Below are 18,815 nucleotides of genomic sequence, written 5' to 3' on the forward strand. Positions count from 1 at the left end.
ACTGAGATAATCATGCCGCCTCCGCCGACAGGGGGAGTGGTGCGACGGGGTACTCGTCGGCAGGGAACGGTGTGGCGGTCACCTCAGCAACGGCGTGCTCACCTCGCGGAGCGGACTTGGAGAACGTCGCCGTGCCTCGGTTGAGGTCATGCCCGATCGTGAACGCTTCCAGGACGAGGCGGCTCCGCTGCTCGCCCTTGTCGTCGGTCCACTCGTGGGTCCGGAGCTTGCCGGAGACGATGACCGGCTGACCGATGCGCGTCGAGTCGAACGCGTTCTGGGCGAGGTAGCGCCAGCACTCCACCTGAAGCCACGAGGTGGTCTTCTCGACGAACCTGCCGAGGACCTTGTCGAACTGCCTGGGGGTGGAGGCGAGCCGGAACGAGAGGTGGGGGACCTGGCCTATCTCCTTGAAGTCGGGTTCGCTGCCGATCCGGCCGACCACGGTCAGGTGGATTTCGTTGACGCTCATCGGGTTCTGCCTTCCGTGCGGATGTCCTGTCGACGGAGAAGATGCACTCGTCGCGCCCCGATCGGACGCCCGAATTCGCGGCTGTGGAGAAAGCACATAGGCTCTAGGTATGGCGGAATTCATCTACACACTTCGCAACGTCCGGAAGGCGCACGGTGACAAGGTCGTTCTCGACAACGTCACCCTGAACTTCCTCACCGGCGCGAAGATCGGCGTGGTCGGGCCCAACGGCACCGGTAAGTCCTCGCTGTTCAAGATCATGGCGGGGCTCGACCAGCCCTCCAACGGCGAGGCGCGGCTGGCGGAGGGGGCGACGGTCGGGATCCTGCTGCAGGAGCCGCCGCTGACCGAGGGCAAGACCGTGCTGGAGAACGTGCAGGAAGGGGTCGGCGACACCAAGCAGAAGCTCGATCGCTTCAACGAGATCTCCGCCGAGCTGGCCGACCCGGACGCCGACTACGACACGCTGCTCGCCGAGATGGGCGACCTGCAGACCGAGCTCGACCACCGCAACGCCTGGGACATCGACGCCCAGTTGGAGCAGGCGATGGACGCGCTGCGGTGCCCGCCGCCGGACGCGATCGTCGACAAGCTCTCCGGTGGTGAGCGCCGCCGGGTCGCGCTGTGCAAGCTCCTGCTGCAGCAGCCCGATCTCCTGCTGCTGGACGAGCCCACCAACCACCTTGACGCCGAGTCGGTGCAGTGGCTGGAGCAGCACCTGCAGAAGTACCCGGGCGCCGTCATGGCGATCACCCACGACCGGTACTTCCTGGACAACGTCGCCGAGTGGATTCTCGAGCTCGACCGCGGCCGGACGTACGGCTACGAGGGCAACTACTCGAAGTACCTGGAGACCAAGCAGGCGCGTCTGGTCGTCGAAGGTCAGAAGGACGCCAAGCGGCAGAAGATCCTCGAGCGCGAGCTCGAGTGGGTCCGGTCGAACGCGAAGGGCCGGCAGTCCAAGAGCAAGGCACGCCTGCAGCGCTACGAAGAGCTGGCCGCCGAGGCCGAGCGCGCCAAGAAGCTGGATATCGACGAGATCAACATCCCGCCGGGTCCGCGCCTGGGCAGCACGGTGCTCGAGGTCAGCAAGCTGGAGAAGGGCTTCGGCGACCGCAAGCTGATCGAGGGCCTGAGCTTCTCGCTGCCGCGGGCCGGCATCGTCGGCATCGTCGGTCCGAACGGCGTCGGCAAGTCGACGCTGTTCCGGATGATCGTCGGCGAGGAGCAGCCGGACGCGGGCAGCCTGAAGCTCGGCGAGACGGTCAAGATCTCGTACGTCGACCAGTCGCGCGGCGGCCTGGACCCGAAGAAGACGGTCTGGCAGCAGGTCTCCGACGAGCTCGACTTCATCAAGGTCGCGAACTTCGAGATGCCGAGCCGCGCGTACGTCGCGTCGTTCGGCTTCAAGGGTCCCGACCAGCAGAAGCCAACCGGCGTACTGTCCGGGGGTGAGCGGAACCGGCTGAACCTCGCGCTGACGCTGAAGATGGGCGGCAACCTGCTGCTGCTCGACGAGCCGACCAACGACCTGGACGTCGAGACCCTGCAGTCGCTCGAGGATGCGCTGCTGGAGTTCCCGGGCTGTGCGGTGGTCGTGTCCCACGACCGGTGGTTCCTGGACCGCGTGGCAACCCACATTCTCGCCTGGGAAGGCACCGACGAGGACCCGGCGAAGTGGTTCTGGTTCGAGGGCAACTTCGCGTCGTACGAGGCGAACAAGGTCGAGCGGCTCGGCCCGGAGGCGGCCCGTCCGCACCGGGTCACCCACCGCAAGCTCACTCGCGACTGAGCAAGCCGTCGAAGGGCCCCGCTTCCGGATCGGAGGCGGGGTCCTCCGTGCTTTCTGACAGTTAGCCCTTGCGCTAAGTATTAGCTCACCGCAATACTCAGCCTCATGGCACAGTATTCGGCTGACGTGGACGGCGTGTTCGTCGCGCTCGCTGATCCGACCCGGCGCAGTGTGATCCGGCGACTCGGGCGCGGGCCGACCAGCGTGGGTGAGCTCGCGGCCGACTTCCCGATCACCCTGCCCTCGTTCATGAAGCACGTCCGGACGCTCGAGTCGAACGGGCTGATCCGCACGGTCAAGGTCGGCCGGGTGCGGACCTGTGTGCTGAACCGCGAGCGACTCGCGCTCGTCGACGACTGGCTCGCCGAGCAGCGCCGGATCTGGACGGACCGCACGGACCGGCTGGAACGCCTCGTCACGGAATCCCAGGAGGAAGAGTCATGATTGATCCCGAGCTTGATCTGACCGTCGAGCGCGTGATCCGAGCGCCGCGGGCGACCGTCTGGAAGGCCTGGACCGATCCGGCGAAGTTCGCGCAGTGGTGGGTGCCGGCGCCCGCGGTGTGCCGGGTCGACAGGCTCGAGGTTCGTCCCGGCGGGGCGATGGTCACCCAGCTGAGCGAGGACGGGACGCAGTTCGTGCCGCATCTGGATGCGAGCTTCCTCGTGGTCGAGGAGATCGAGCGACTGGTGTTCACCAATGCGATCGACAGCAGCTGGCGTCCTGCCAGCCCTGAGCCGTTTCTGATGACGGCCGAGGTGATGCTCGCGGAGCATCCGGAGGGCACGGACTACCGGATCATCGTGCGGCACGGGACGTCCGCTGCTCGGGCGCGGCATGAGGAGCTAGGGTTCGCGGACGGCTGGGGAACCGTCACGAAGCAGCTCGCTGCGGTCGTGGAGGGCATGCGATGAGGCTCGTACTGATGGAGTTCGTGACGCTGGACGGCGTCAGCCAAGGGCCTGGGTCTCCGAGCGAAGACACGAGCGACGGGTTCACCCGTGGCGGGTGGCTGGTGCCATTCATCGACGAGACGTTCGTACGTCGTACTTCCGAGTGGCTCGACCTTGCTGATGGGTTGTTGCTGGGACGGCGGACGTACGACGCGTTCGCGCGGGACTGGCCGCGGATCACCGACCCCGACGATCCGTTCGCGGATCGGATGAACTCACTGCCGAAGTACGTCGTGAGCCAAACGATCAGCGAAGGTGGTTGGCAGCCGACCACCGTCCTGCAGCTCGACGGCGTTGAAGAGCTGAAGGCGCGAGAGGGTCGCGAGCTGCAGATCCATGGGAGTGCTCGGTTGGGTAGCGCGCTGGTGCGGGCCGGGCTGGTGGATGTGGTGCGATTGGTGGTTGCGCCAACAGTCATCGGGGCCGGCAGGCGGCTGTTCGAGCAATCGGCTGAGACTGCGGGGCTGAAGTTGGCGAAGTATGAGGCAACGCCGAGTGGCCTGATGCTGTTGGAGTACGAGACTGCCGGCGTTGCTGCGGTGGGGGATTACGAAGGCGTCAGCGCGTTTGTGTGACGTGGTCGTCCAGGACGGTCTGGATGACCGGGAAGTCCGCGGTGATGAGCGCCTTCCACAGCGCCCAGCCGCGGGTTCGCGCCCACATTCCAGCGTCCTGGGCGACCGCGGAGCGGAAGGCGTCGCGCGATGAGCCGGAGAAGAAGGTGTACGCGATCACCAGATCGCAGGCCGGATCGCCGACGCCCGACGTACCGAAGTCGATGACAGCCGTCAGCCGGCCCTCCTGCACCAACAGGTTTCCGTGCGCGATATCGCCGTGGAACCACACGGGCGGCCGGTCCCAGGTCGACGCCAGGGCGGCGTCCCAGACCTCGCTCGTGAGATCCGCGTCGATGTGGTCCTTCAATTCGGCGAGGGCCTCGACCGTCTCCTCGTGGTAGTGCTGCAGCGGCGCACCGCGATAGAAGCTGTGCTTGCCGGCGAGTGGTCCGCCCGTGGCGTCGATGCTCTGCAGTGCGTGGATGAAGTCCGCGATCGCCTCGGCGAAGGCGGGCAGGTCTGTCACGGTCTCGGTCGATGCGGTCCGGCCGTCGATCCACCGCCGGATCGCCCACGGATGCGGATATCCCTCGCCCGGCGCGCCTTTGGCGATGGCGGTCGGGATCTCGACTGGCAGGTACGGCGCGAGCACCGGCAACCACTGGTGTTCCTTGTCCACGGCCGGCACATAGGCAGCAGCCGTTGGAAGGCGCGCGGTCAGATCGGTGCCCAGCCGGTACGTGCGGTTGTCCCAGCCGTCGACCTTGACCGGCGTCACCGGCAGGTCGGCCCATTGCGGGAACTGCGTCGCGACAAGTCGCCGTACCAGGTCTGCGTCGATGCCGGCGCGGCCGTCTTCAGGAGAGTCCGTCACACCGAGAAGGCTTCCGGAGCCGTCCTCCAGGCTCAAACGCTTTAGCCGCCGGCTTCAGCGACCGAGTCGGCGAGGAACTCGGAGATCGTCCGGAGCTCCTCGACACTCCGCGTCGCGAGGATGCCGCGCATCCGCTCGCCCTGGTCGGCGTACAGCGGGACGAGCTTCTCCTGGATCGCCTCGAACGACGGGGTGACGACCACCTTGCGGCGATCGCCGGGATCGGGCTGCCGGGTGACGAAGCCGTGCGACTCGAGCCGGTCGATGACGCCGGTGACCGTGCCGGAGGTCAGACCGGTGCGCTCGGCGAGCTGCCGTGGCGTCAGTGGGCCGTACGTCTGCAGCAGCGTCATGAACTGCGAGTCGCTGGCGCCGAGTCCGACCTTGGCCGACACGGCGTGGTTGTAGAGCACCGCTTCGGCGATGAATCGGATCAGGCGCCCCTGGATCTCGCCGGTGAGCTCTTCACGAGTACTGGTCATGGTCCGCCTCAGCATAGGGCTTGCGTTTCTCTCGGATCTCCAAGATACTCGGATTACCGAGATACTTGAAGAAGCGAGGGAACCAATGAAGGTACTGGTGATCGGCGGCGGGACCGGCGGCCTGGCTCTGGCGCACGGCCTGAAGCGGGCCGGCATCGGCGTGACCGTGTTCGAGCGGGACGCGGTCCGGACCGACGGCCTGCACGGTTACCGGGTCGGGATCGACCCGGACGGCAGTCGCGCGCTGCATGCGCTGCTGCCGAAGGACCTGTACGACACGTTCGTGGCCACGAAGGCGCGCGACCCGAAGTACTTCAACATGCTCACCGAGGACCTCAAGGAGGTCCTGTCGATGGAGATCCCGGCGTCGACGGACCCGGTCGAGAGCGAGAAGTCGATCAGCCGGATGACGCTGCGGCAGGTGCTGCTGACCGGGCTGGACGACATCGTCGAGTTCGGCAAGGAGTTCACCCGGTTCGAGCAGCACGGCGAGCAAGTCACGGCGTACTTCGCGGACGGTACGAGCGCCACCGGCGACCTGCTCGTCGCCGCGGACGGATCAGGATCGCGGGTCAGGCGTCAGTACCTGCCGCAGGCGAAGACCGAGGAGACCGGGATCGTCGCGATCGCGGGCAAGTTGCCGATCACCGCGGAGAGCGCCAAGCTGGTGCCGCCGAAGGTCTTCGAGGGCATCTCGATCGTCACCGCGCCGCGTGGCTTCGCCTGCATCCTGCATGTGATGGAGTTCCAGTGGGACCGCGACGGTCACGTCAAGAGCGGGATCGGCGGCAACACCGAGGAGCTCATCCGCCGCTGGCCCGGCCTGCAGTTCGACAACACCCGTGACTACATCAACTGGGGCCTGTCCGCGACCAGGGACAAGCTGCCGGCGAACATCATGGAGCTGAGGGGCCGCGAGCTCATCAAGGTCGCCCTCGACGTCACCCCGGGGTGGCATCCGAACCTGCGCCGGCTGTTCGAGCTGACCGATCCCGGAACGTGCTTCCCGGTGAATATCTGGACCTCGGTCCCGCTCGACCCGTGGAAGACCACGAATGTCACGCTGCTGGGTGATGCGATTCACACCATGACCCCGGGCCGCGGGGTCGGCGCTAACACCGCGCTCCGCGACGCCGTGAACCTGTGCCGCGCGCTGATCGACGTACGCGATGGTCGCCGGGAGCTGATCCCGGCCGTCAACGAGTACGAGGCGAAGATGATCGAGTACGGCTTCGATGCCGTGATCAAGTCGCGGGCGCAGATGACGTCGACCGATCCGGTGCACAAGCCGGTCGTCGGGCGCGTGGCGCTGGCCGGCATGCGTACGGCGATGCGCACGGTCAACCACCTACCGCCGGTCAAGCGGCGGATGCGCGACTCGATGCTGGCCTACCGCGGCGCCGACCGGGCCGAGCTGACCCTGGAGATCACACCCCGCCCGGCGGCCCGCTGATCGGTGCGGGCCAAGGCTGGTCAGCGCTGGCCGACGTGCTCCGACACAGCGTCGAACACGCGGCCGACGGCAGCGAAGTCCTCCGAGCTGGCGAGGTCGACCAGGTTCTCCCGGACGCCCTCGACGTGGTACGGCGCGGCCTGCTCGAGCAGGGAGAACCCGGCGTCGGTCAGCTCGGCCCAGACGCCGCGCTTGTCGCTCGTGCACGACGTACGGCGGACCAGGTCGGCGGCCTCCAGGCGACCGACAGTATGGGTCAGGCGCGACCGGCTCTGGTGCAGCCGGTCGGCCAGATCCGCCATCCGGAGCCGCCGGTCGGGGGACTCGGAGAGCCGGACCAGGATCTCGTAGTCGTTGATGCCGATGCCGAACCGGCGCAGGTCGTCATCCAGCTTGGCCATCAGGCGTGCGGTGCCCAGCAGGTACGCACGCCACGCCACCTGCTGCTCGGGGCTGAGCCACCGAGTCCCAGTCTCCATCGTCGTCACGGGAACAGTGTACCGGGAATGTAGTTGACTTTTAAACCGTTACTGCCTACTGTCGTAGTCATCGGTTGAAGTTTTAACTATAGACCCGGCTGCGTCGCCCCCGACCAGTACGTACACCTTCCCGAGAGGACCCCATGAGCGACACCACCACCGGCACCCTGACCAGCACCATCCCCGGTCTGGTCGCCGGCACGTACGCGATCGACACCGCGCACACCGAGATCGGCTTCACCGTCCGGCACCTGATGACCAAGGTCCGCGGCACCTTCCAGGAGTTCAGCGGCGAGATCACCGTGAAGGACACCATCGAGGAGTCCGGCACCAACGTCTCCATCGAGCTCGGTTCCGTGCACACCCGGAACGCGCAGCGCGACGGGCACCTGAAGTCCGGCGACTTCTTCGACGCCGAGAACAGCCCGAAGATGACCTTCGTCAGCACCGCGATCAAGCCCGAGGGTGACGACTACGTCCTCGCCGGCGAGCTGACCATCAAGAACGTGACCAAGCCGGTCGAGCTCGGCGTCGAGTTCCTCGGCGTCGACCAGAACGCCTACGGCCAGACCATCATCGGCTTCGAGGCCTCGACCTCGATCAGCCGCAAGGAGTGGGGCATCGACTTCAACGTCCCGCTCGAGGGTGGCAAGCTCCTGATCGGCGACAAGGTGGACATCCACCTCGACGTCCAGGCAGCGCTGCAGGCCTGATCTGCTGACGCGAAAGACCCCGCACCGGTGGTGCGGGGTCTTTGCTATGTCTGGACCATCCGGTGGGCGAGGTCGGCGTACAGCTTGCCCAACGCCGCGGGGTCGCCGCGGTGCGGGGTGTACCACCGGGCGACGTCGATGGACAGCGACAGTACGGCGAGTGTCGTGCCTGGAAGGTCGGAAACCGCGAAGGATCCGTCGCGTACGCCGTCCGCCAGCACCTGCTCGATCTGGGTGGAGATGGCCCGCCGGATGACGGCCACCTCGGCGAGGTGCTCCGGCGTCAGGGCGGCCAACTCGTATTGGACCACGCGGGCGATCGTGTGGTGCTCGGCGTGCCAGGCGGTGAACGCCGCGACCAGGGAGCGCAGCCGGACGGCGGGCGTCGAGCCGACGTCGGCGGAGCGCAGTACCTCGAGCGCTGCGTTGTGGCCGTAGAGGCTGATCTCGAAGAGCAGGCGCTCCTTGGACGGGTAGTGCACGTAGAGCGCGGCCGGACTCATCCCAGCGCGGGACGCGATGTCGCGGGTCGTCGTGGCCTGGTAACCGCGCTCGGCGAACGCATCGACGGCGCCGGTCAGCAGCCGGCGCGCGGCGGCCGGCTGGACATGCTCCCAGACCAGGGGAGTCGTGACTGCGGACACGTTGACACCTTGCACCAGACGCGTGAAGCTAAGCAAGCGCTTAGCCATGCATCTCACACCTTGGGGAGGCCCGATGCAGCGCGTCATCTTCAACGAGGACCACCATGCATTCCGAGCGAGTGCGAAGGAGTACTGCGACCGCTCGCTGGTACCGCGGATGGAGCAGTTCCTCGAAGAGAAGACGATCGATCGGGCCGCCTGGCTGGAGGCCGGCAAGCAGGGCTTCCTCGGACTGGACGTGCCGGAGGAGTACGGCGGTTCGAGCGTCGGCGACTACCGCTTCAACCAGGTCTTCGCCGAAGAGGTCTCGAAGGTCTCCGCATCGCTGTCGAGCTGCTTCGGCATCCACTACGACTGCGCCGCGCCGTACTTCGTCGACCTCGGCACCGAGGAGCAGAAGCAGCGCTGGCTGCCCAAGTTCTGCTCAGGTGAGTACGTCGCCGCGATCGGGATGACCGAGCCGTCGGGTGGCTCCGACCTCGCCGCGCTGAAGACGACCGCGAAGAAGGCCGACGGCGGCTGGGTGCTGAACGGCTCGAAGACCTTCATCACCAACGGCGACATGGCCGACCTGGTGATCGTCGCGGCCCGCACCAACCCGGAGAAGGGCGCGAAGGGCATCACGCTGTTCGTGGTCGAGGAGGGTATGGAGGGCTTCGCCCGCGGCCGGAAGCTCGACAAGGTCGGCCAGACCGAGTCGGGTACGTCGGAACTGTTCTTCGAGGACCTGTTCGTCGCCGACGACAACGTGCTCGGCGAGCTCGACCGCGGCTTCATCCACATGATGGAGCGGCTGGCCCAGGAGCGGATCGGCGCCGCGGTGTCGAACATCGCGCACGCGACCCAGATCCTCGACGAGACGATCGAGTACGTGAAGCAGCGCAAGGCCTTCGGCCAGTCCGTCGGCTCGTTCCAGTACAACAAGTTCCTGATCGCCGAGCTCGTCACCAAGGTCGAGGTCACGCAGGCGTACGTCGACAACGGCGTCGTCGCGCACGACGAGGACCGGCTGTCCGCGGTCGATGCCGCGAAGGCCAAGTGGTGGAGTGCGCAGGTGCAGAACGAAGTACTGGATGCGTGCGTGCAGTTGCACGGCGGGTACGGCTACATGAACGAGTATCGGGTGGCCCGTGCCTGGCGCGACGCCCGGGTGACGAAGATCTGGGCCGGCTCGAACGAGATCATGAAGGAACTCATCGGCCGCGATCTGGGCCTCTGAAAGGGATAAGAGATGCCTGAAGCAGTCATCGTCTCCACCGCGCGCTCGCCGATCGGCCGCGCGTTCAAGGGATCGCTGACCACGATCCGGCCGGACGACCTCGCCGTCCAGATGATCAAGGCGGCGGTCGACAAGGTCGGGCTGACCGGGGACCAGATCGAGGATCTCGCGCTCGGCTGCGCGGAGCCGCACGACGAGCACGGCGGCAACATGGCCCGCCGGGTCGCGGTGCAGCTCGGCTGGGACAACACGCCGGCGACCACCGTGAACCGGTTCTGCGCGTCGTCGACGCAGACCGCGCGGATGGCCTTCCACGCGATCAAGTCCGGTGAGGGCGACATCTTCGTCAGCGCCGGCGTCGAGTGTGTGTCGCGGTACAAGAACTTCGGCTCGGCCGGGGTCGGCGATCCGAGCTCGTTCAACCCGGTCTTCGCCGACGCGGTCGCGCGGACCGAGAAGTACGCCGAGACCAACGACACCTGGCACGATCCCCGCGCGGACGGGCAGATCCCGGACATCTACATCGCGATGGGCCAGACCGCGGAGAACGTCGCCACGTCGCGGGGGATCACCCGGGCGGACCAGGACCTGTTCGGCGTACGGTCGCAGAACCTTGCCGAGAAGGCGATCGGCAACGGGTTCTTCGAGCGGGAGATCGTCCCGGTGACACTGCCGGACGGCACTGTCGTGAGCAAGGACGACGGCCCTCGGGCGGGCACCACGCTTGAAGGTGTCAGTGGCCTGAAGCCGGTCTTCCGCCCCGACGGCACTGTCACGGCCGGCAACTGCTGCCCACTGAACGACGGTGCGGCAGCCGTGGTGATCATGAGCGACACCAAGGCTCGCGAGCTCGGCCTGACGCCGCTCGCGCGGATCGTGTCCACCGGTGTGAGCGGTCTGTCGCCGGAGATTATGGGCCTCGGTCCGGTCGAGGCGTCGAAGCAGGCGCTGGCCCGGGCCGGCATGAGCATCAACGACATCGACCTGGTCGAGATCAACGAGGCGTTCGCGGTCCAGGTGATCGGTTCGGCGCGCGAGCTCGGCATCGACGAGGACAAGCTGAACGTGCACGGCGGCGCGATCGCGCTCGGCCACCCGTTCGGCTCGACCGGTGCGCGGATCATGACCACGCTGGTGAACGGCCTGCAGTTCGAGGACAAGCAGTTCGGCCTCGAGACCATGTGCGTCGGCGGCGGTCAGGGTATGGCGGTCGTGCTCGAGCGTCTCAGCTGATGACGCTGGAGAACCGTACGGCGATCGTCACCGGAGCCTCGCGAGGGATCGGGCTGGCGGTCGCCCAGCGGCTGGTGGCAGACGGTGCGCGGGTGGTCATCACAGGCCGCACCCAGGAGACGCTCGACGAGGCCGTGAAGTTGCTGGGCGGTCGTCAGCATGCGCTGGCGATCGCCGGTAACGCAGCCGATCCAGCGCATCGCGGCGCGGTGGTTGCGGCGGCGGTGGCGACGTACGGGTCGGTGGATCTGCTGGTGAACAACGCCGGCATCAACCCGATCTACGGGAAGCTGCTCGACGTCGACCAAGGAGTGGCGGCCAAGATGGTCGACACCAACGTGCTGGCTGCGATCTCGTGGGTGAAGGCCTGCCGGGACGCGTGGATGCGCGCGCACGGTGGGGCCGTGGTCAACCTGTCGTCGGTGGCCGGGCTGGGTCCGTCGCCGGGCATCGGGTGGTACGGCGCGACCAAGGCGATGCTGTCCCGGATCACACAGGAGTTGGCCGTCGAGCTGGCTCCGGAGATCCGGGTCAACGCGGTGGCTCCGGCTGTGGTCAAGACAAAGTTCGCCGGAGCCCTCTACGAAGGACGTGAGGAGAAGGTCGCGTCGACGTACCCGCTGGGCCGGCTGGGCCGGCCGGAGGACGTCGCCTCGCTGGTGTGGTTCCTGCTGTCCGACGAGGCGTCGTGGATCACTGGCCAGACCATCACGATCGACGGCGGGCTGACGTTGAACGGCGGGATCGCCTAGGGCTGACGGCCCTGCCAGGCCACCAGCCGGTCGTACGGCGCCGCGTCGTCGGCGACAGGCACCACCGCGTCGAACGGGATCTGGCCGCCGCGTGGCTCGGCGGGAAGGTACTGCTTGGTCATGGGGAGCAGGTACGTCGCGATCCGGTCGTCGAGCACGTCCAGCCGGCCGGTGGCCTTCGCGAGATCCCACGAGTGGGTGGCGAGCTCGCGGGCATAGGAGTTCAGGGCCACGGCGCCGGACACCGTGCCCCAGGGAACGCGGCAGACCCGCTCCAGCACGCCGTCTTCGGCGAGTGTCGCTTCCAGGGCGGTCCGGCGTTCCTTCCAGACGGCGGCGACGTCCTCGGTCTCGGTCACCGTCGGGATGCTGAAGATGTCCTCGCCCGACAGCGCGAGGTCGATCCGGCCGATCACCGTGAGCAGGTGGCCGAGCAGCGTGCGGACGTCGTACTCCGTGCACGGAGTGGGCAGGCCGAGCTCCTCGGGCTGGACCGACTCCATCAGTTGCTGGGCCTGGTCGACGGAACGGACGAACATCGGTCGCGCGTCTTCGAAGTTGTTCATGGCAACAGCTTCGCGGGGTATATATGACATCTTCTGTCGCATATTCTGAGATTATGCGAGCGGACCGGTTGTTGCAGATCATCCTGTTGCTGCAGCGGCATGAGCGGCTGAGTGCGCGCGACCTCGCCGAGCGGCTGGAGGTGTCGACGCGGACCGTCCTGCGGGACATGGAGGCGTTGTCGGCGGCCGGCGTACCGGTCTATAGCGAGCGCGGGCGTAATGGGGGCTGTGTGCTGCTGCCGGGGTACCGCGCCGACGTCAGTGAGCTGACGCCGAGGGAGGCGCAGGCGCTGTTCGCCTGGTCGGGGCGCGCTGCGTTGTCCGAGGAGCTCGGGCTGCAGGACGCGCTGCACTCGGCGATGGGGAAGTTGTCCGCGACATTGCCCGTCGAGCTGCAGGGGGACGCTGACGCGTTGTCGGGTGCGATCGTGGTCGATCGGCGACGGTGGTTCGCGGAGGCCGAGGACACCGGTGCGCTGCCAGTACTGCGACAGGCGGTGGTCAAGCGCCGACGGGTCCGCCTGCGTTACGCATCGGCCAGCGAAGGCGTGCAGCGCCGTACTGTCGATCCGTGGGGGTTGGTGGAACAGGCCGGACGCTGGTACCTCGTGGCGGCGCATCGGGGCGCGGCGCGCATGTACCGGGTGTCGCGCGTGGAGCAAGCGGACATCCTCGAGGAGTTGGCGGATCGGCCCGACGGGCTCGACGTGCGTGCGGAGTGGGAGCGGCTGCGGTCGGCGCTCGAGCGACAGATGCCGCTCGGGGTCGACGTACTGGTCCGCGTACGTCGGGAGCGCGTCGAGATGGTGCGGCGGATCGCGACGCCGATGCTGGCCAAGGGCGAAGTCGCGCGCGACGTACCGAGCGACGACGAGTGGCCGCATCTGCGGATGCACTTCCGGGTGCGGGAGGCGGCGTGCGGGGTGTTGCTCGGGTTCGCGGGTGATGTCGAGGTGCTCGAACCGGCCGACATCAGGGCGCGGATGCTGGAGTTGGCCGAGGCTGCGGTCGCGACCTACCGCTGACGGGTTGCGACGAAGGTCTGCCGCAAGATGATGTTGCCGTCGGCATCTTCATCCTCGTTGCGCCAGTGGAAGCCGGTCTCGGTGATGCCGGTGAACTCCCAACGGGTCTTCGCGCTCTGCGACTCGAGCGTGATCGTGTCCGCGGTCGCGCGCGCGATGAACGGCATCACGAAGGCTGCCTTCGGTCCCATCCAGGTCGAGCGGAACGCCTGCAGTTCGGGATCGAAGATGCGCATCGACAGGCCCCACTCGCCGTCGCCGTCGGTGGCGCGGGCCGCCCGGCTCGGGGTGATCCAGATGTCCGCGACGGCGCGTCCGTCGAGCACCCAGGCGAAATGCCATTCACCCCTTGTCTGCCGCGTGACGGCACCGGTCTCGTCGTACCAGGCGACGTCGAGATCCCAGCTGCCGATCAGCGACGCGAACGGCTCGAAGGCTTCGGCGTACTCCGGGCGGGGGGCCTCGGAGACCATCAGTTCGGCGAAGGTCCGGGCAGCCGAGGGGCCGTCGGTAATCTGCATGATTGTTGTTTACGCCTGACATCCGAACGGGGTCAAGCGTGAATGCGGACGCCCCGCCGCCGGTGACCCCGTCGCGTGCAACCACGATGGCACTTCCGGCGGTCGGGGCGATCAGTCCGACAGCACCGCGTCACTTTAGTACGACTCCGCCACACAGCCGAATCACGAGACTCTCGCCGCTGTTGCGATCGCGTTGCTGGTTGTTAATGCATGGCGTGGGTGCGGCGTGCTGGCTAGGGTCCGGGTCATGACGACGCGGGTGGTGATCCGGCAGGCGGTCGGTGACGACGCCGAAGCAGTGGCGGCGGTACGGCGAGCGGTGTACCCGTACAAGGCGATGTCACCGGCGGCGATCCGGCACATGATCGACGTCCCGTCGGCGGGGCAGCGCTTCCTGCCGCTGGTCGCGGAATACGAGGGCGAGATCGTTGCGTGGGGATCGGCCGGCCTGACCGTCTGGACGAGTGAGCCGGGCCAGAGCGAAGTGATGGTCTTCGTGCATCCCGCTCATCGCAAGCAGGGCATCGGCAGTCAGTTGGCCGAGCGGTTGCATCAGCACCTGACCGAGGTCGGCGCGATCCGGGTGCGGACCTTCGTCCACCCTGACGGCTTGGAGTTCGCCCGCAACCGCGGGTACGACGGCGCCCGGCAGATGCACTTCGCCGGCGTCGAGCTGACGTCGCTGCCGGAGCAGCCCGCGACGCCGGACGGCATCGAGGTGGTCGCGTTCGGCGAGGTGGATCCGCGCGCGGCGTACACCGGCGACACGATCGCGTCGCTGGACGAGCCGGGTGATTCGCCGATGGATTCGATGGAGTACGACCGGTGGGTCGAGGAGATCTGGAACAGCCCGTCGCTGGACAAGTCGCTCAGCGTCGCGGCGATGGCCGGTGACGAGATGGCGTCGTTCACCCTGGTCGAGACCGACGGCGATCGGATGTGGTCGGGCATGACCGGCACGATTCCGGCGTACCGCGGCCGGGGGTTGGCGAAGCTGGTGAAGTCCGTCGCGCTGCGCCGGGCGGCCGCGGCCGGGATCACGTCGGCGTACACGTCGAACGATGACGAGAACGGCCCGATGCTTGCCATCAACAACTGGCTCGGCTACCGCCGCGTCCAGACCGAACTCGGCCTCCTGCGCACCCTGGACAACTGAGCGGTGACGACGATCGCGTTCGATCGCGTGCAACATCTGGTCCAGGTACCGGTGACGATCGGCTCTGCGACGTATCGCTTCCTCGTCGACACCGGCATCGGGACCACGGTGGTCTCGTCGGCGGTCGCCGATCGCCTCGACGCGGCAACGACAGGTGAGACGTTCACCGGGCGGCGGATGTCCGGCCAGGCGATCGAGGTGCCGTTGGTCCGGGTGCCGCGGATCGCGCTCGGTGACTATGTGGTCGAGGGGCATATCGCCGGCGTCGCCGATCTGGGTGATGACTTCGCAGGGATCCTCGGGCCGACCTTCTTCGAGAATCACACCGTCACGACGGATCCCGACGCCAGGACGCTGACAGTTCAGCCGCGGGACTACTTCCTTGCCGATGGCCCCGAGATTCCGTTGGACGTACGGCGTGAGTCGGTGTCGGCTGACCCATTCACGCAGCTCGTGCTGCCGAGCGGACGGGAGATCACTGTGGAGGTGGACACGGGATCGGACAGCCTGATCCTGGACACCCGCTTCGCAGCGGACTGCGGCATCGATCTGACGGATCCTGACGTGACCATGCGGACCGGGACCGACGAGACCGGTTACAGATGGCAACGACATTGGGCGACGATCGCCGGGAGTGTTCATCTGGCTGCTGCGCGACAGACCGCGCAGGCAGCGCCGCGGATCATGTTCCAGGACATCATTCATGACGGTCTGGTGGGTACCGGGTATCTCGACCGGTACAGGATGACTTTCGACATCACGGGGGCTCGGCTTGTGCTCGGGGCGCGAACCCTCTGAGACGGAGCTGTAATCGGTTTATTTCCGGTATGCACCTGAAAGGGCGTTACCTTCCGGGGGACTTCGTCGTTGGAGTTCCCGAGGAGTTGGGATGGAGATCAGGGCGGCTGGACCAGAAGATGTGGACGCGGCGGTCGCATTACACGACGCGCTCGTTCCGTATCTGGTGGTCACCCGGAGTTCGCTGATCCGGCGGCTGACGGCACCGGTCGCTCCAGGGCGAGGCGCGTTCGCGGCGGTGCACGACGGTGAACTGGTCGGTTGGGCATCGGGCGGGCTGATCGGCGGCTCGGACCCGCTGGACGGCGAGCTACGGCTGCTGGTCCGGCCGGAGTACCGCGGTCGCGGGATCGGCACAAGCTTGCTGGAGGCAATGCACGCGGACCTGCGTTCGGCCGGGGCGACGTCGGCCCGGGTGTTCGCCGACCCGCGCAGTGTCGACTGGGCAGCTCGGTTCGGCTACCGGCAGACGCGGCAGGTGCATTACGCCGGCATCGACCCGCGCAAAGCCCAGGACAGCCCGGAGGTCCCGAGCCAGGTGAGCCTGGTGCCGTTCACCGAGGTCGATCCGCGCCTGCTGCACGCCGCGGACGAAGTTGCCCAGCGCACCAAGCCGGGCGACGCGAAGATCTTCTCGCACCCGTACGACGCGTGGCTCGCCGACATCTGGAACGCACCGGACCTGGTCCGCGAGGTGAGCGTCGCCGCCATCTACGACGGCCAGGTCATCGCCTTCACCCGCAATCACGGCGATCGCGCCAAGATGTGGTCGAGGATGACGTCGACGATGCCGGAGTACCGCGGTCGCGGGCTCGCCAAACTGGTCAAGAGCGCCGCCCTGCACCGCGCCGCCGACGCCGGTATCGAGGGCGCCTACACCGCCAACTACGACGGCAACACCCCGATGATCGCGGTCAACGACTGGCTCGGCTACGACCGCATTGCCACCCACGCGGTCCTGATCTGCCCTCTCTAGGGGACGAGCAGTACGACGGTTTCGGCCACGCAGGCGGGCTTGGTGGAGTTCTCGAGCTCGATGACCCAGTTCAGCGAGACCTGTACGCCGGCCGGGGTTTCGACCGCGTTGGAGATCGAGGCGCCGGCCCGGACACGGGTGCCGACCGGGACCGGGGCGGGGAAGCGGACCTTGTTCACGCCGTAGTTGAGCTTGGCGGTGACGCCGTCGACCTTGAACAGCTCGTCGCCGAAGCGGGCGATCAGGCTCAGCGTCAGGTAGCCGTGGGCGATCGTCCCGCCGTACGGGCCCTTCTTGGCGCGCTCGACGTCGACGTGGATCCACTGGTGGTCACCGGTCGCCTCGGCGAACTGGTTCACCTGCTCCTGGGTGATCTCCAGCCACTCGGTGTCGCCGAGCTGGGTGCCGACCGCGTGCGCGACCTCGTCGGCACCGTTGAAGGTCTGCGGCATGCTCGTTCGCTCCCTAGTTCCGGGGTCCGCCGGCGACGTACAGCACCTGGCCGGAGACGAAACCGGCCTCCTCGCTGCAGAAGAACGAGGCCGCGGCGGCGATGTCCTCCGGCTTCCCGGTCCGCTGCACCGGGATGGTCGCGGCCGTCGCCTTCTTGAACTCCTCGAAGTCGACCCCGACGCGCACAGCGGTGGCCGCCGTCATGTCGGTCTCGATGAAGCCCGGCGCGATCGCGTTCGCGGTGACGCCGAACTTGCCCAGCTCGATCGCCAGCGTCTTGGCCAGGCCCTGCAGACCGGCCTTCGCGGAGGCGTAGTTGGCCTGGCCGCGGTTGCCCAGCGCGGAGGTCGAGGAGAGGAACACGATTCGCCCGTACGCGGCGTCGACCATGTGCGACTGGACCGCCTTGGACATCAGGAAGCTGCCCTTGAGGTGGACCGACATGACCGTGTCCCAGTCGTCCTCGGACATCTTGAACAGCAGGTTGTCCCGCAGTACGCCGGCGTTGTTGACCAGGATCGTCGGCGCGCCGAGCTCGGCCACCACCCGCTCGACCGCGGCGGCGACCTGGTCGGACTTGCTGACGTCGGCGCCGACGCCGATCGCCTTGCCGCCCGCCTCGGTGATCGCCTTCACGGTCGCGTCGCAGGCGCCCTCGTCGAGGTCGATGACGGCGACGGCGTTCCCGTCCTGTGCGAGCCGCTGCGCGACGGCCGCGCCGATTCCCCGGGCCGCCCCGGTCACGATCGCCACCCGCTCCGTCATTCACCGCTCCAATCGGTCCACTGGTCTGCCGGGGATGACATTACCCACGCTCCGTCACCCGGGAAGTACTCCGGATGCGATGATCGCCGTGTGGATCATCACAACCGGCACGTGTACCACTGTCCGCTGCGCTGGGGTGACATGGACGCCCTGGGCCACGTCAACAACGGCCGGTACGTCGACTATCTCCAGGACGCCCGCGTGGATTTCCTGTTCCGCACGGCCAAGGAGCTCGGCGCCGACGCCCTCGAGACCGGGCTGCTGGTGGCGCGGCACGAGGTCCAGTACCGGGCGCCGCTGCTGTTCCGCCCGGAGCCGGTCCGGATCGAGCTGTGGATCAGTGAGATCAAGGCCGCCTCGTTCACGGTGGACTACGAGATCCTCGACGCGGAGCCGGAGCGCCGTACCTATGTGGAGGCGCGCACGCGGCTGGTGCCGTTCGACTTCAACGCCAATCGGTTGCGCCGGATCACGCCGGTGGAGCGCGAGGCCTTGACCAAGCTGGTGGGCGCATGAGCTTCACGTACCAGGTCCTGGTGCGCTGGTCCGACATCGACTCGTACGACCACGTCAACAACGTGCGGTACTTCGACTACCTGCAAGAAGCCCGGATCGCGTTCCTCGCACAGATCATGGGGACCACGGGGGACTACTTCGCGCAGTACCCGGTCGTGCTCGTCAGCCAGACAGTGGACTACCTGCGTCCGATCCACCTGCGGCACCCGCCGTACGACGTGGACGTGTGGGTCGCCTCCGTCGGTACGACGTCGTACACGCTCGGGTCGCGGATCGTGGACCGCAGTGGCGAGTCGGAGGACGTGTACGCCAAGGCGGAGTCCGTACTGGTCGTGGTGGACGGTGAGACGCACGCGAAGCGGCAGCTGGGAGAGGCCGAACGGGCAGCCCTCCTCGAGCACGTTGTGACCACTTGA

24 protein-coding genes are annotated in these 18,815 nt (G+C 67.3%); 15 read left to right on the forward strand and 9 right to left on the reverse strand.

The window, feature by feature from the left end; genetic code table 11:
* Positions 1–10: 10 nt before the first annotated feature.
* Positions 11–472, reverse strand: a complete 462-nt coding sequence (locus EV653_RS00640; RefSeq protein ID WP_166679254.1) for a single-stranded DNA-binding protein — start codon at positions 470–472, stop codon at positions 11–13.
* A gap of 109 nt (positions 473–581) precedes the next feature.
* Between EV653_RS00640 and ettA the strand changes: the two genes are divergently transcribed.
* From ettA to EV653_RS00660, 4 genes are all read left to right on the forward strand, one after another.
* The gene (gene ettA, locus EV653_RS00645; protein WP_134096902.1) at positions 582–2,264 is read left to right on the forward strand and encodes an energy-dependent translational throttle protein EttA; all 1,683 of its coding nucleotides are present in this window, start codon (positions 582–584) and stop codon (positions 2,262–2,264) included.
* Between the two features lie 105 nt (positions 2,265–2,369).
* A complete protein-coding gene (locus EV653_RS00650) occupies positions 2,370–2,708 on the forward strand; it encodes an ArsR/SmtB family transcription factor (protein ID WP_134096904.1) in 339 nt (112 codons plus the stop codon).
* On the forward strand, positions 2,705–3,178 hold the full coding sequence (locus EV653_RS00655) for an SRPBCC domain-containing protein (protein ID WP_238159483.1): 474 nt from the start codon (positions 2,705–2,707) through the stop codon (positions 3,176–3,178). Before EV653_RS00650 ends, EV653_RS00655 begins: the two co-directional genes overlap by 4 nt.
* Entirely contained in the window at positions 3,175–3,792 is a 618-nt protein-coding gene (locus tag EV653_RS00660) for a dihydrofolate reductase family protein (protein ID WP_134096906.1), read from the forward strand. The genes EV653_RS00655 and EV653_RS00660 overlap by 4 nt, the downstream gene beginning before the upstream one ends.
* Here EV653_RS00660 and EV653_RS00665 read toward each other — a convergent pair.
* Complete coding sequence (locus EV653_RS00665; RefSeq protein WP_134096908.1) at positions 3,776–4,648, reverse strand: aminoglycoside phosphotransferase family protein; 873 nt, start codon at positions 4,646–4,648, stop codon at positions 3,776–3,778. The genes EV653_RS00660 and EV653_RS00665 overlap by 17 nt on opposite strands.
* Positions 4,649–4,689: 41 nt before the next feature.
* Positions 4,690–5,130 carry a MarR family winged helix-turn-helix transcriptional regulator gene (locus EV653_RS00670; protein ID WP_134096910.1) on the reverse strand — a complete coding sequence of 147 codons (441 nt, stop codon included), beginning with the start codon at positions 5,128–5,130 and terminating at the stop codon, positions 4,690–4,692.
* Positions 5,131–5,215: 85 nt separating this feature from the next.
* Here EV653_RS00670 and EV653_RS00675 point away from each other — a divergent pair, with 85 nt between their 5' ends.
* Positions 5,216–6,583 carry an FAD-dependent oxidoreductase gene (locus EV653_RS00675; RefSeq protein WP_134096913.1) on the forward strand — a complete coding sequence of 456 codons (1,368 nt, stop codon included), beginning with the start codon at positions 5,216–5,218 and terminating at the stop codon, positions 6,581–6,583.
* A gap of 20 nt (positions 6,584–6,603) precedes the next feature.
* Here the strand turns inward: EV653_RS00675 and EV653_RS00680 are convergent, their stop codons facing one another.
* Complete coding sequence (locus tag EV653_RS00680) at positions 6,604–7,062, reverse strand: MarR family winged helix-turn-helix transcriptional regulator (protein ID WP_134103731.1); 459 nt, start codon at positions 7,060–7,062, stop codon at positions 6,604–6,606.
* A 143-nt stretch (positions 7,063–7,205) separates the two neighbouring features.
* Between EV653_RS00680 and EV653_RS00685 the strand changes: the two genes are divergently transcribed.
* Complete coding sequence (locus EV653_RS00685; protein ID WP_134096915.1) at positions 7,206–7,775, forward strand: YceI family protein; 570 nt, start codon at positions 7,206–7,208, stop codon at positions 7,773–7,775.
* 44 nt (positions 7,776–7,819) lie between these two features.
* Here EV653_RS00685 and EV653_RS00690 read toward each other — a convergent pair whose 3' ends face one another.
* A complete protein-coding gene (locus EV653_RS00690; RefSeq protein WP_202871438.1) occupies positions 7,820–8,419 on the reverse strand; it encodes a TetR/AcrR family transcriptional regulator in 600 nt (199 codons plus the stop codon).
* Between the two features lie 73 nt (positions 8,420–8,492).
* On the opposite strand from EV653_RS00690, the gene EV653_RS00695 reads away from it, so the two are divergent.
* Genes EV653_RS00695 through EV653_RS00705 form a run of 3 tightly spaced genes read left to right on the forward strand, consistent with a single transcriptional unit; the run spans position 8,493 to position 11,623 of the window.
* A complete protein-coding gene (locus EV653_RS00695; protein WP_134096919.1) occupies positions 8,493–9,638 on the forward strand; it encodes an acyl-CoA dehydrogenase family protein in 1,146 nt (381 codons plus the stop codon).
* A 12-nt stretch (positions 9,639–9,650) separates the two neighbouring features.
* Positions 9,651–10,871: an acetyl-CoA C-acetyltransferase gene (locus EV653_RS00700; RefSeq protein WP_134096921.1), complete on the forward strand. Its 1,221-nt coding sequence runs from the start codon at positions 9,651–9,653 to the stop codon at positions 10,869–10,871.
* Positions 10,871–11,623 carry an SDR family oxidoreductase gene (locus EV653_RS00705; protein ID WP_134096923.1) on the forward strand — a complete coding sequence of 251 codons (753 nt, stop codon included), beginning with the start codon at positions 10,871–10,873 and terminating at the stop codon, positions 11,621–11,623. Before EV653_RS00700 ends, EV653_RS00705 begins: the two co-directional genes overlap by 1 nt.
* Here EV653_RS00705 and EV653_RS00710 read toward each other — a convergent pair.
* Positions 11,620–12,189 carry a TIGR03086 family metal-binding protein gene (locus tag EV653_RS00710; RefSeq protein ID WP_238159484.1) on the reverse strand — a complete coding sequence of 190 codons (570 nt, stop codon included), beginning with the start codon at positions 12,187–12,189 and terminating at the stop codon, positions 11,620–11,622. The genes EV653_RS00705 and EV653_RS00710 overlap by 4 nt on opposite strands.
* Positions 12,190–12,242: 53 nt before the next feature.
* On the opposite strand from EV653_RS00710, the gene EV653_RS00715 reads away from it, so the two are divergent.
* Entirely contained in the window at positions 12,243–13,214 is a 972-nt protein-coding gene (locus EV653_RS00715; RefSeq protein WP_134096925.1) for a helix-turn-helix transcriptional regulator, read from the forward strand.
* On the opposite strand, the gene EV653_RS00720 is transcribed toward EV653_RS00715, so the two are convergent.
* Positions 13,205–13,735, reverse strand: a complete 531-nt coding sequence (locus EV653_RS00720) for a hypothetical protein (RefSeq protein WP_134096927.1) — start codon at positions 13,733–13,735, stop codon at positions 13,205–13,207. The two genes, EV653_RS00715 and EV653_RS00720, sit on opposite strands and share 10 nt — an antisense overlap.
* Positions 13,736–13,982: 247 nt before the next feature.
* On the opposite strand from EV653_RS00720, the gene EV653_RS00725 reads away from it, so the two are divergent.
* From EV653_RS00725 to EV653_RS00735, 3 genes are all read left to right on the forward strand, one after another.
* The gene (locus EV653_RS00725) at positions 13,983–14,891 is read left to right on the forward strand and encodes a GNAT family N-acetyltransferase (RefSeq protein ID WP_238159485.1); all 909 of its coding nucleotides are present in this window, start codon (positions 13,983–13,985) and stop codon (positions 14,889–14,891) included.
* A gap of 3 nt (positions 14,892–14,894) precedes the next feature.
* Complete coding sequence (locus EV653_RS00730) at positions 14,895–15,689, forward strand: retropepsin-like aspartic protease (protein WP_134096929.1); 795 nt, start codon at positions 14,895–14,897, stop codon at positions 15,687–15,689.
* A gap of 91 nt (positions 15,690–15,780) precedes the next feature.
* Positions 15,781–16,665 carry a GNAT family N-acetyltransferase gene (locus EV653_RS00735; protein WP_134096931.1) on the forward strand — a complete coding sequence of 295 codons (885 nt, stop codon included), beginning with the start codon at positions 15,781–15,783 and terminating at the stop codon, positions 16,663–16,665.
* On the opposite strand, the gene EV653_RS00740 is transcribed toward EV653_RS00735, so the two are convergent.
* Together EV653_RS00740 and fabG are read right to left on the reverse strand one after the other, a co-directional pair.
* Positions 16,662–17,117: a MaoC family dehydratase gene (locus tag EV653_RS00740; protein WP_134096933.1), complete on the reverse strand. Its 456-nt coding sequence runs from the start codon at positions 17,115–17,117 to the stop codon at positions 16,662–16,664. The two genes, EV653_RS00735 and EV653_RS00740, sit on opposite strands and share 4 nt — an antisense overlap.
* 13 nt (positions 17,118–17,130) lie before the next feature.
* Entirely contained in the window at positions 17,131–17,883 is a 753-nt protein-coding gene (gene fabG, locus EV653_RS00745; protein WP_134096935.1) for a 3-oxoacyl-ACP reductase FabG, read from the reverse strand.
* 90 nt (positions 17,884–17,973) lie between these two features.
* Here fabG and EV653_RS00750 point away from each other — a divergent pair, with 90 nt between their 5' ends.
* The gene (locus EV653_RS00750) at positions 17,974–18,399 is read left to right on the forward strand and encodes an acyl-CoA thioesterase (protein ID WP_238159486.1); all 426 of its coding nucleotides are present in this window, start codon (positions 17,974–17,976) and stop codon (positions 18,397–18,399) included.
* Positions 18,396–18,815 (forward strand): acyl-CoA thioesterase, encoded by a 420-nt coding sequence (locus EV653_RS00755; protein ID WP_134096937.1) that lies wholly within the window; start codon positions 18,396–18,398, stop codon positions 18,813–18,815. Before EV653_RS00750 ends, EV653_RS00755 begins: the two co-directional genes overlap by 4 nt.

Source organism: Kribbella pratensis, from assembly GCF_004365355.1.
GTDB lineage: Bacteria > Actinomycetota > Actinomycetes > Propionibacteriales > Kribbellaceae > Kribbella.

Excerpts from the sequence above, each read along its gene's own strand:
- EV653_RS00735 (WP_134096931.1), top strand. The coding sequence starts at position 15,781 with ATGGAGATCAGGGCGGCTGGACCAGAAGATGTGGACGCGGCGGTCGCA.
- fabG (WP_134096935.1), bottom strand. The coding sequence starts at position 17,883 with ATGACGGAGCGGGTGGCGATCGTGACCGGGGCGGCCCGGGGAATCGGC.
- EV653_RS00650 (WP_134096904.1), top strand. The coding sequence starts at position 2,370 with ATGGCACAGTATTCGGCTGACGTGGACGGCGTGTTCGTCGCGCTCGCT.
- EV653_RS00655 (WP_238159483.1), top strand. The coding sequence starts at position 2,705 with ATGATTGATCCCGAGCTTGATCTGACCGTCGAGCGCGTGATCCGAGCG.
- EV653_RS00755 (WP_134096937.1), top strand. The coding sequence starts at position 18,396 with ATGAGCTTCACGTACCAGGTCCTGGTGCGCTGGTCCGACATCGACTCG.
- EV653_RS00715 (WP_134096925.1), top strand. The coding sequence starts at position 12,243 with ATGCGAGCGGACCGGTTGTTGCAGATCATCCTGTTGCTGCAGCGGCAT.
- ettA (WP_134096902.1), top strand. The coding sequence starts at position 582 with ATGGCGGAATTCATCTACACACTTCGCAACGTCCGGAAGGCGCACGGT.
- EV653_RS00675 (WP_134096913.1), top strand. The coding sequence starts at position 5,216 with ATGAAGGTACTGGTGATCGGCGGCGGGACCGGCGGCCTGGCTCTGGCG.
- EV653_RS00640 (WP_166679254.1), bottom strand. The coding sequence starts at position 472 with ATGAGCGTCAACGAAATCCACCTGACCGTGGTCGGCCGGATCGGCAGC.
- EV653_RS00720 (WP_134096927.1), bottom strand. The coding sequence starts at position 13,735 with ATGCAGATTACCGACGGCCCCTCGGCTGCCCGGACCTTCGCCGAACTG.
- EV653_RS00670 (WP_134096910.1), bottom strand. The coding sequence starts at position 5,130 with ATGACCAGTACTCGTGAAGAGCTCACCGGCGAGATCCAGGGGCGCCTG.
- EV653_RS00680 (WP_134103731.1), bottom strand. The coding sequence starts at position 7,062 with ATGGAGACTGGGACTCGGTGGCTCAGCCCCGAGCAGCAGGTGGCGTGG.
- EV653_RS00710 (WP_238159484.1), bottom strand. The coding sequence starts at position 12,189 with ATGAACAACTTCGAAGACGCGCGACCGATGTTCGTCCGTTCCGTCGAC.
- EV653_RS00725 (WP_238159485.1), top strand. The coding sequence starts at position 13,983 with ATGACGACGCGGGTGGTGATCCGGCAGGCGGTCGGTGACGACGCCGAA.
- EV653_RS00685 (WP_134096915.1), top strand. The coding sequence starts at position 7,206 with ATGAGCGACACCACCACCGGCACCCTGACCAGCACCATCCCCGGTCTG.
- EV653_RS00700 (WP_134096921.1), top strand. The coding sequence starts at position 9,651 with ATGCCTGAAGCAGTCATCGTCTCCACCGCGCGCTCGCCGATCGGCCGC.
- EV653_RS00660 (WP_134096906.1), top strand. The coding sequence starts at position 3,175 with ATGAGGCTCGTACTGATGGAGTTCGTGACGCTGGACGGCGTCAGCCAA.
- EV653_RS00740 (WP_134096933.1), bottom strand. The coding sequence starts at position 17,117 with ATGCCGCAGACCTTCAACGGTGCCGACGAGGTCGCGCACGCGGTCGGC.
- EV653_RS00695 (WP_134096919.1), top strand. The coding sequence starts at position 8,493 with ATGCAGCGCGTCATCTTCAACGAGGACCACCATGCATTCCGAGCGAGT.
- EV653_RS00705 (WP_134096923.1), top strand. The coding sequence starts at position 10,871 with ATGACGCTGGAGAACCGTACGGCGATCGTCACCGGAGCCTCGCGAGGG.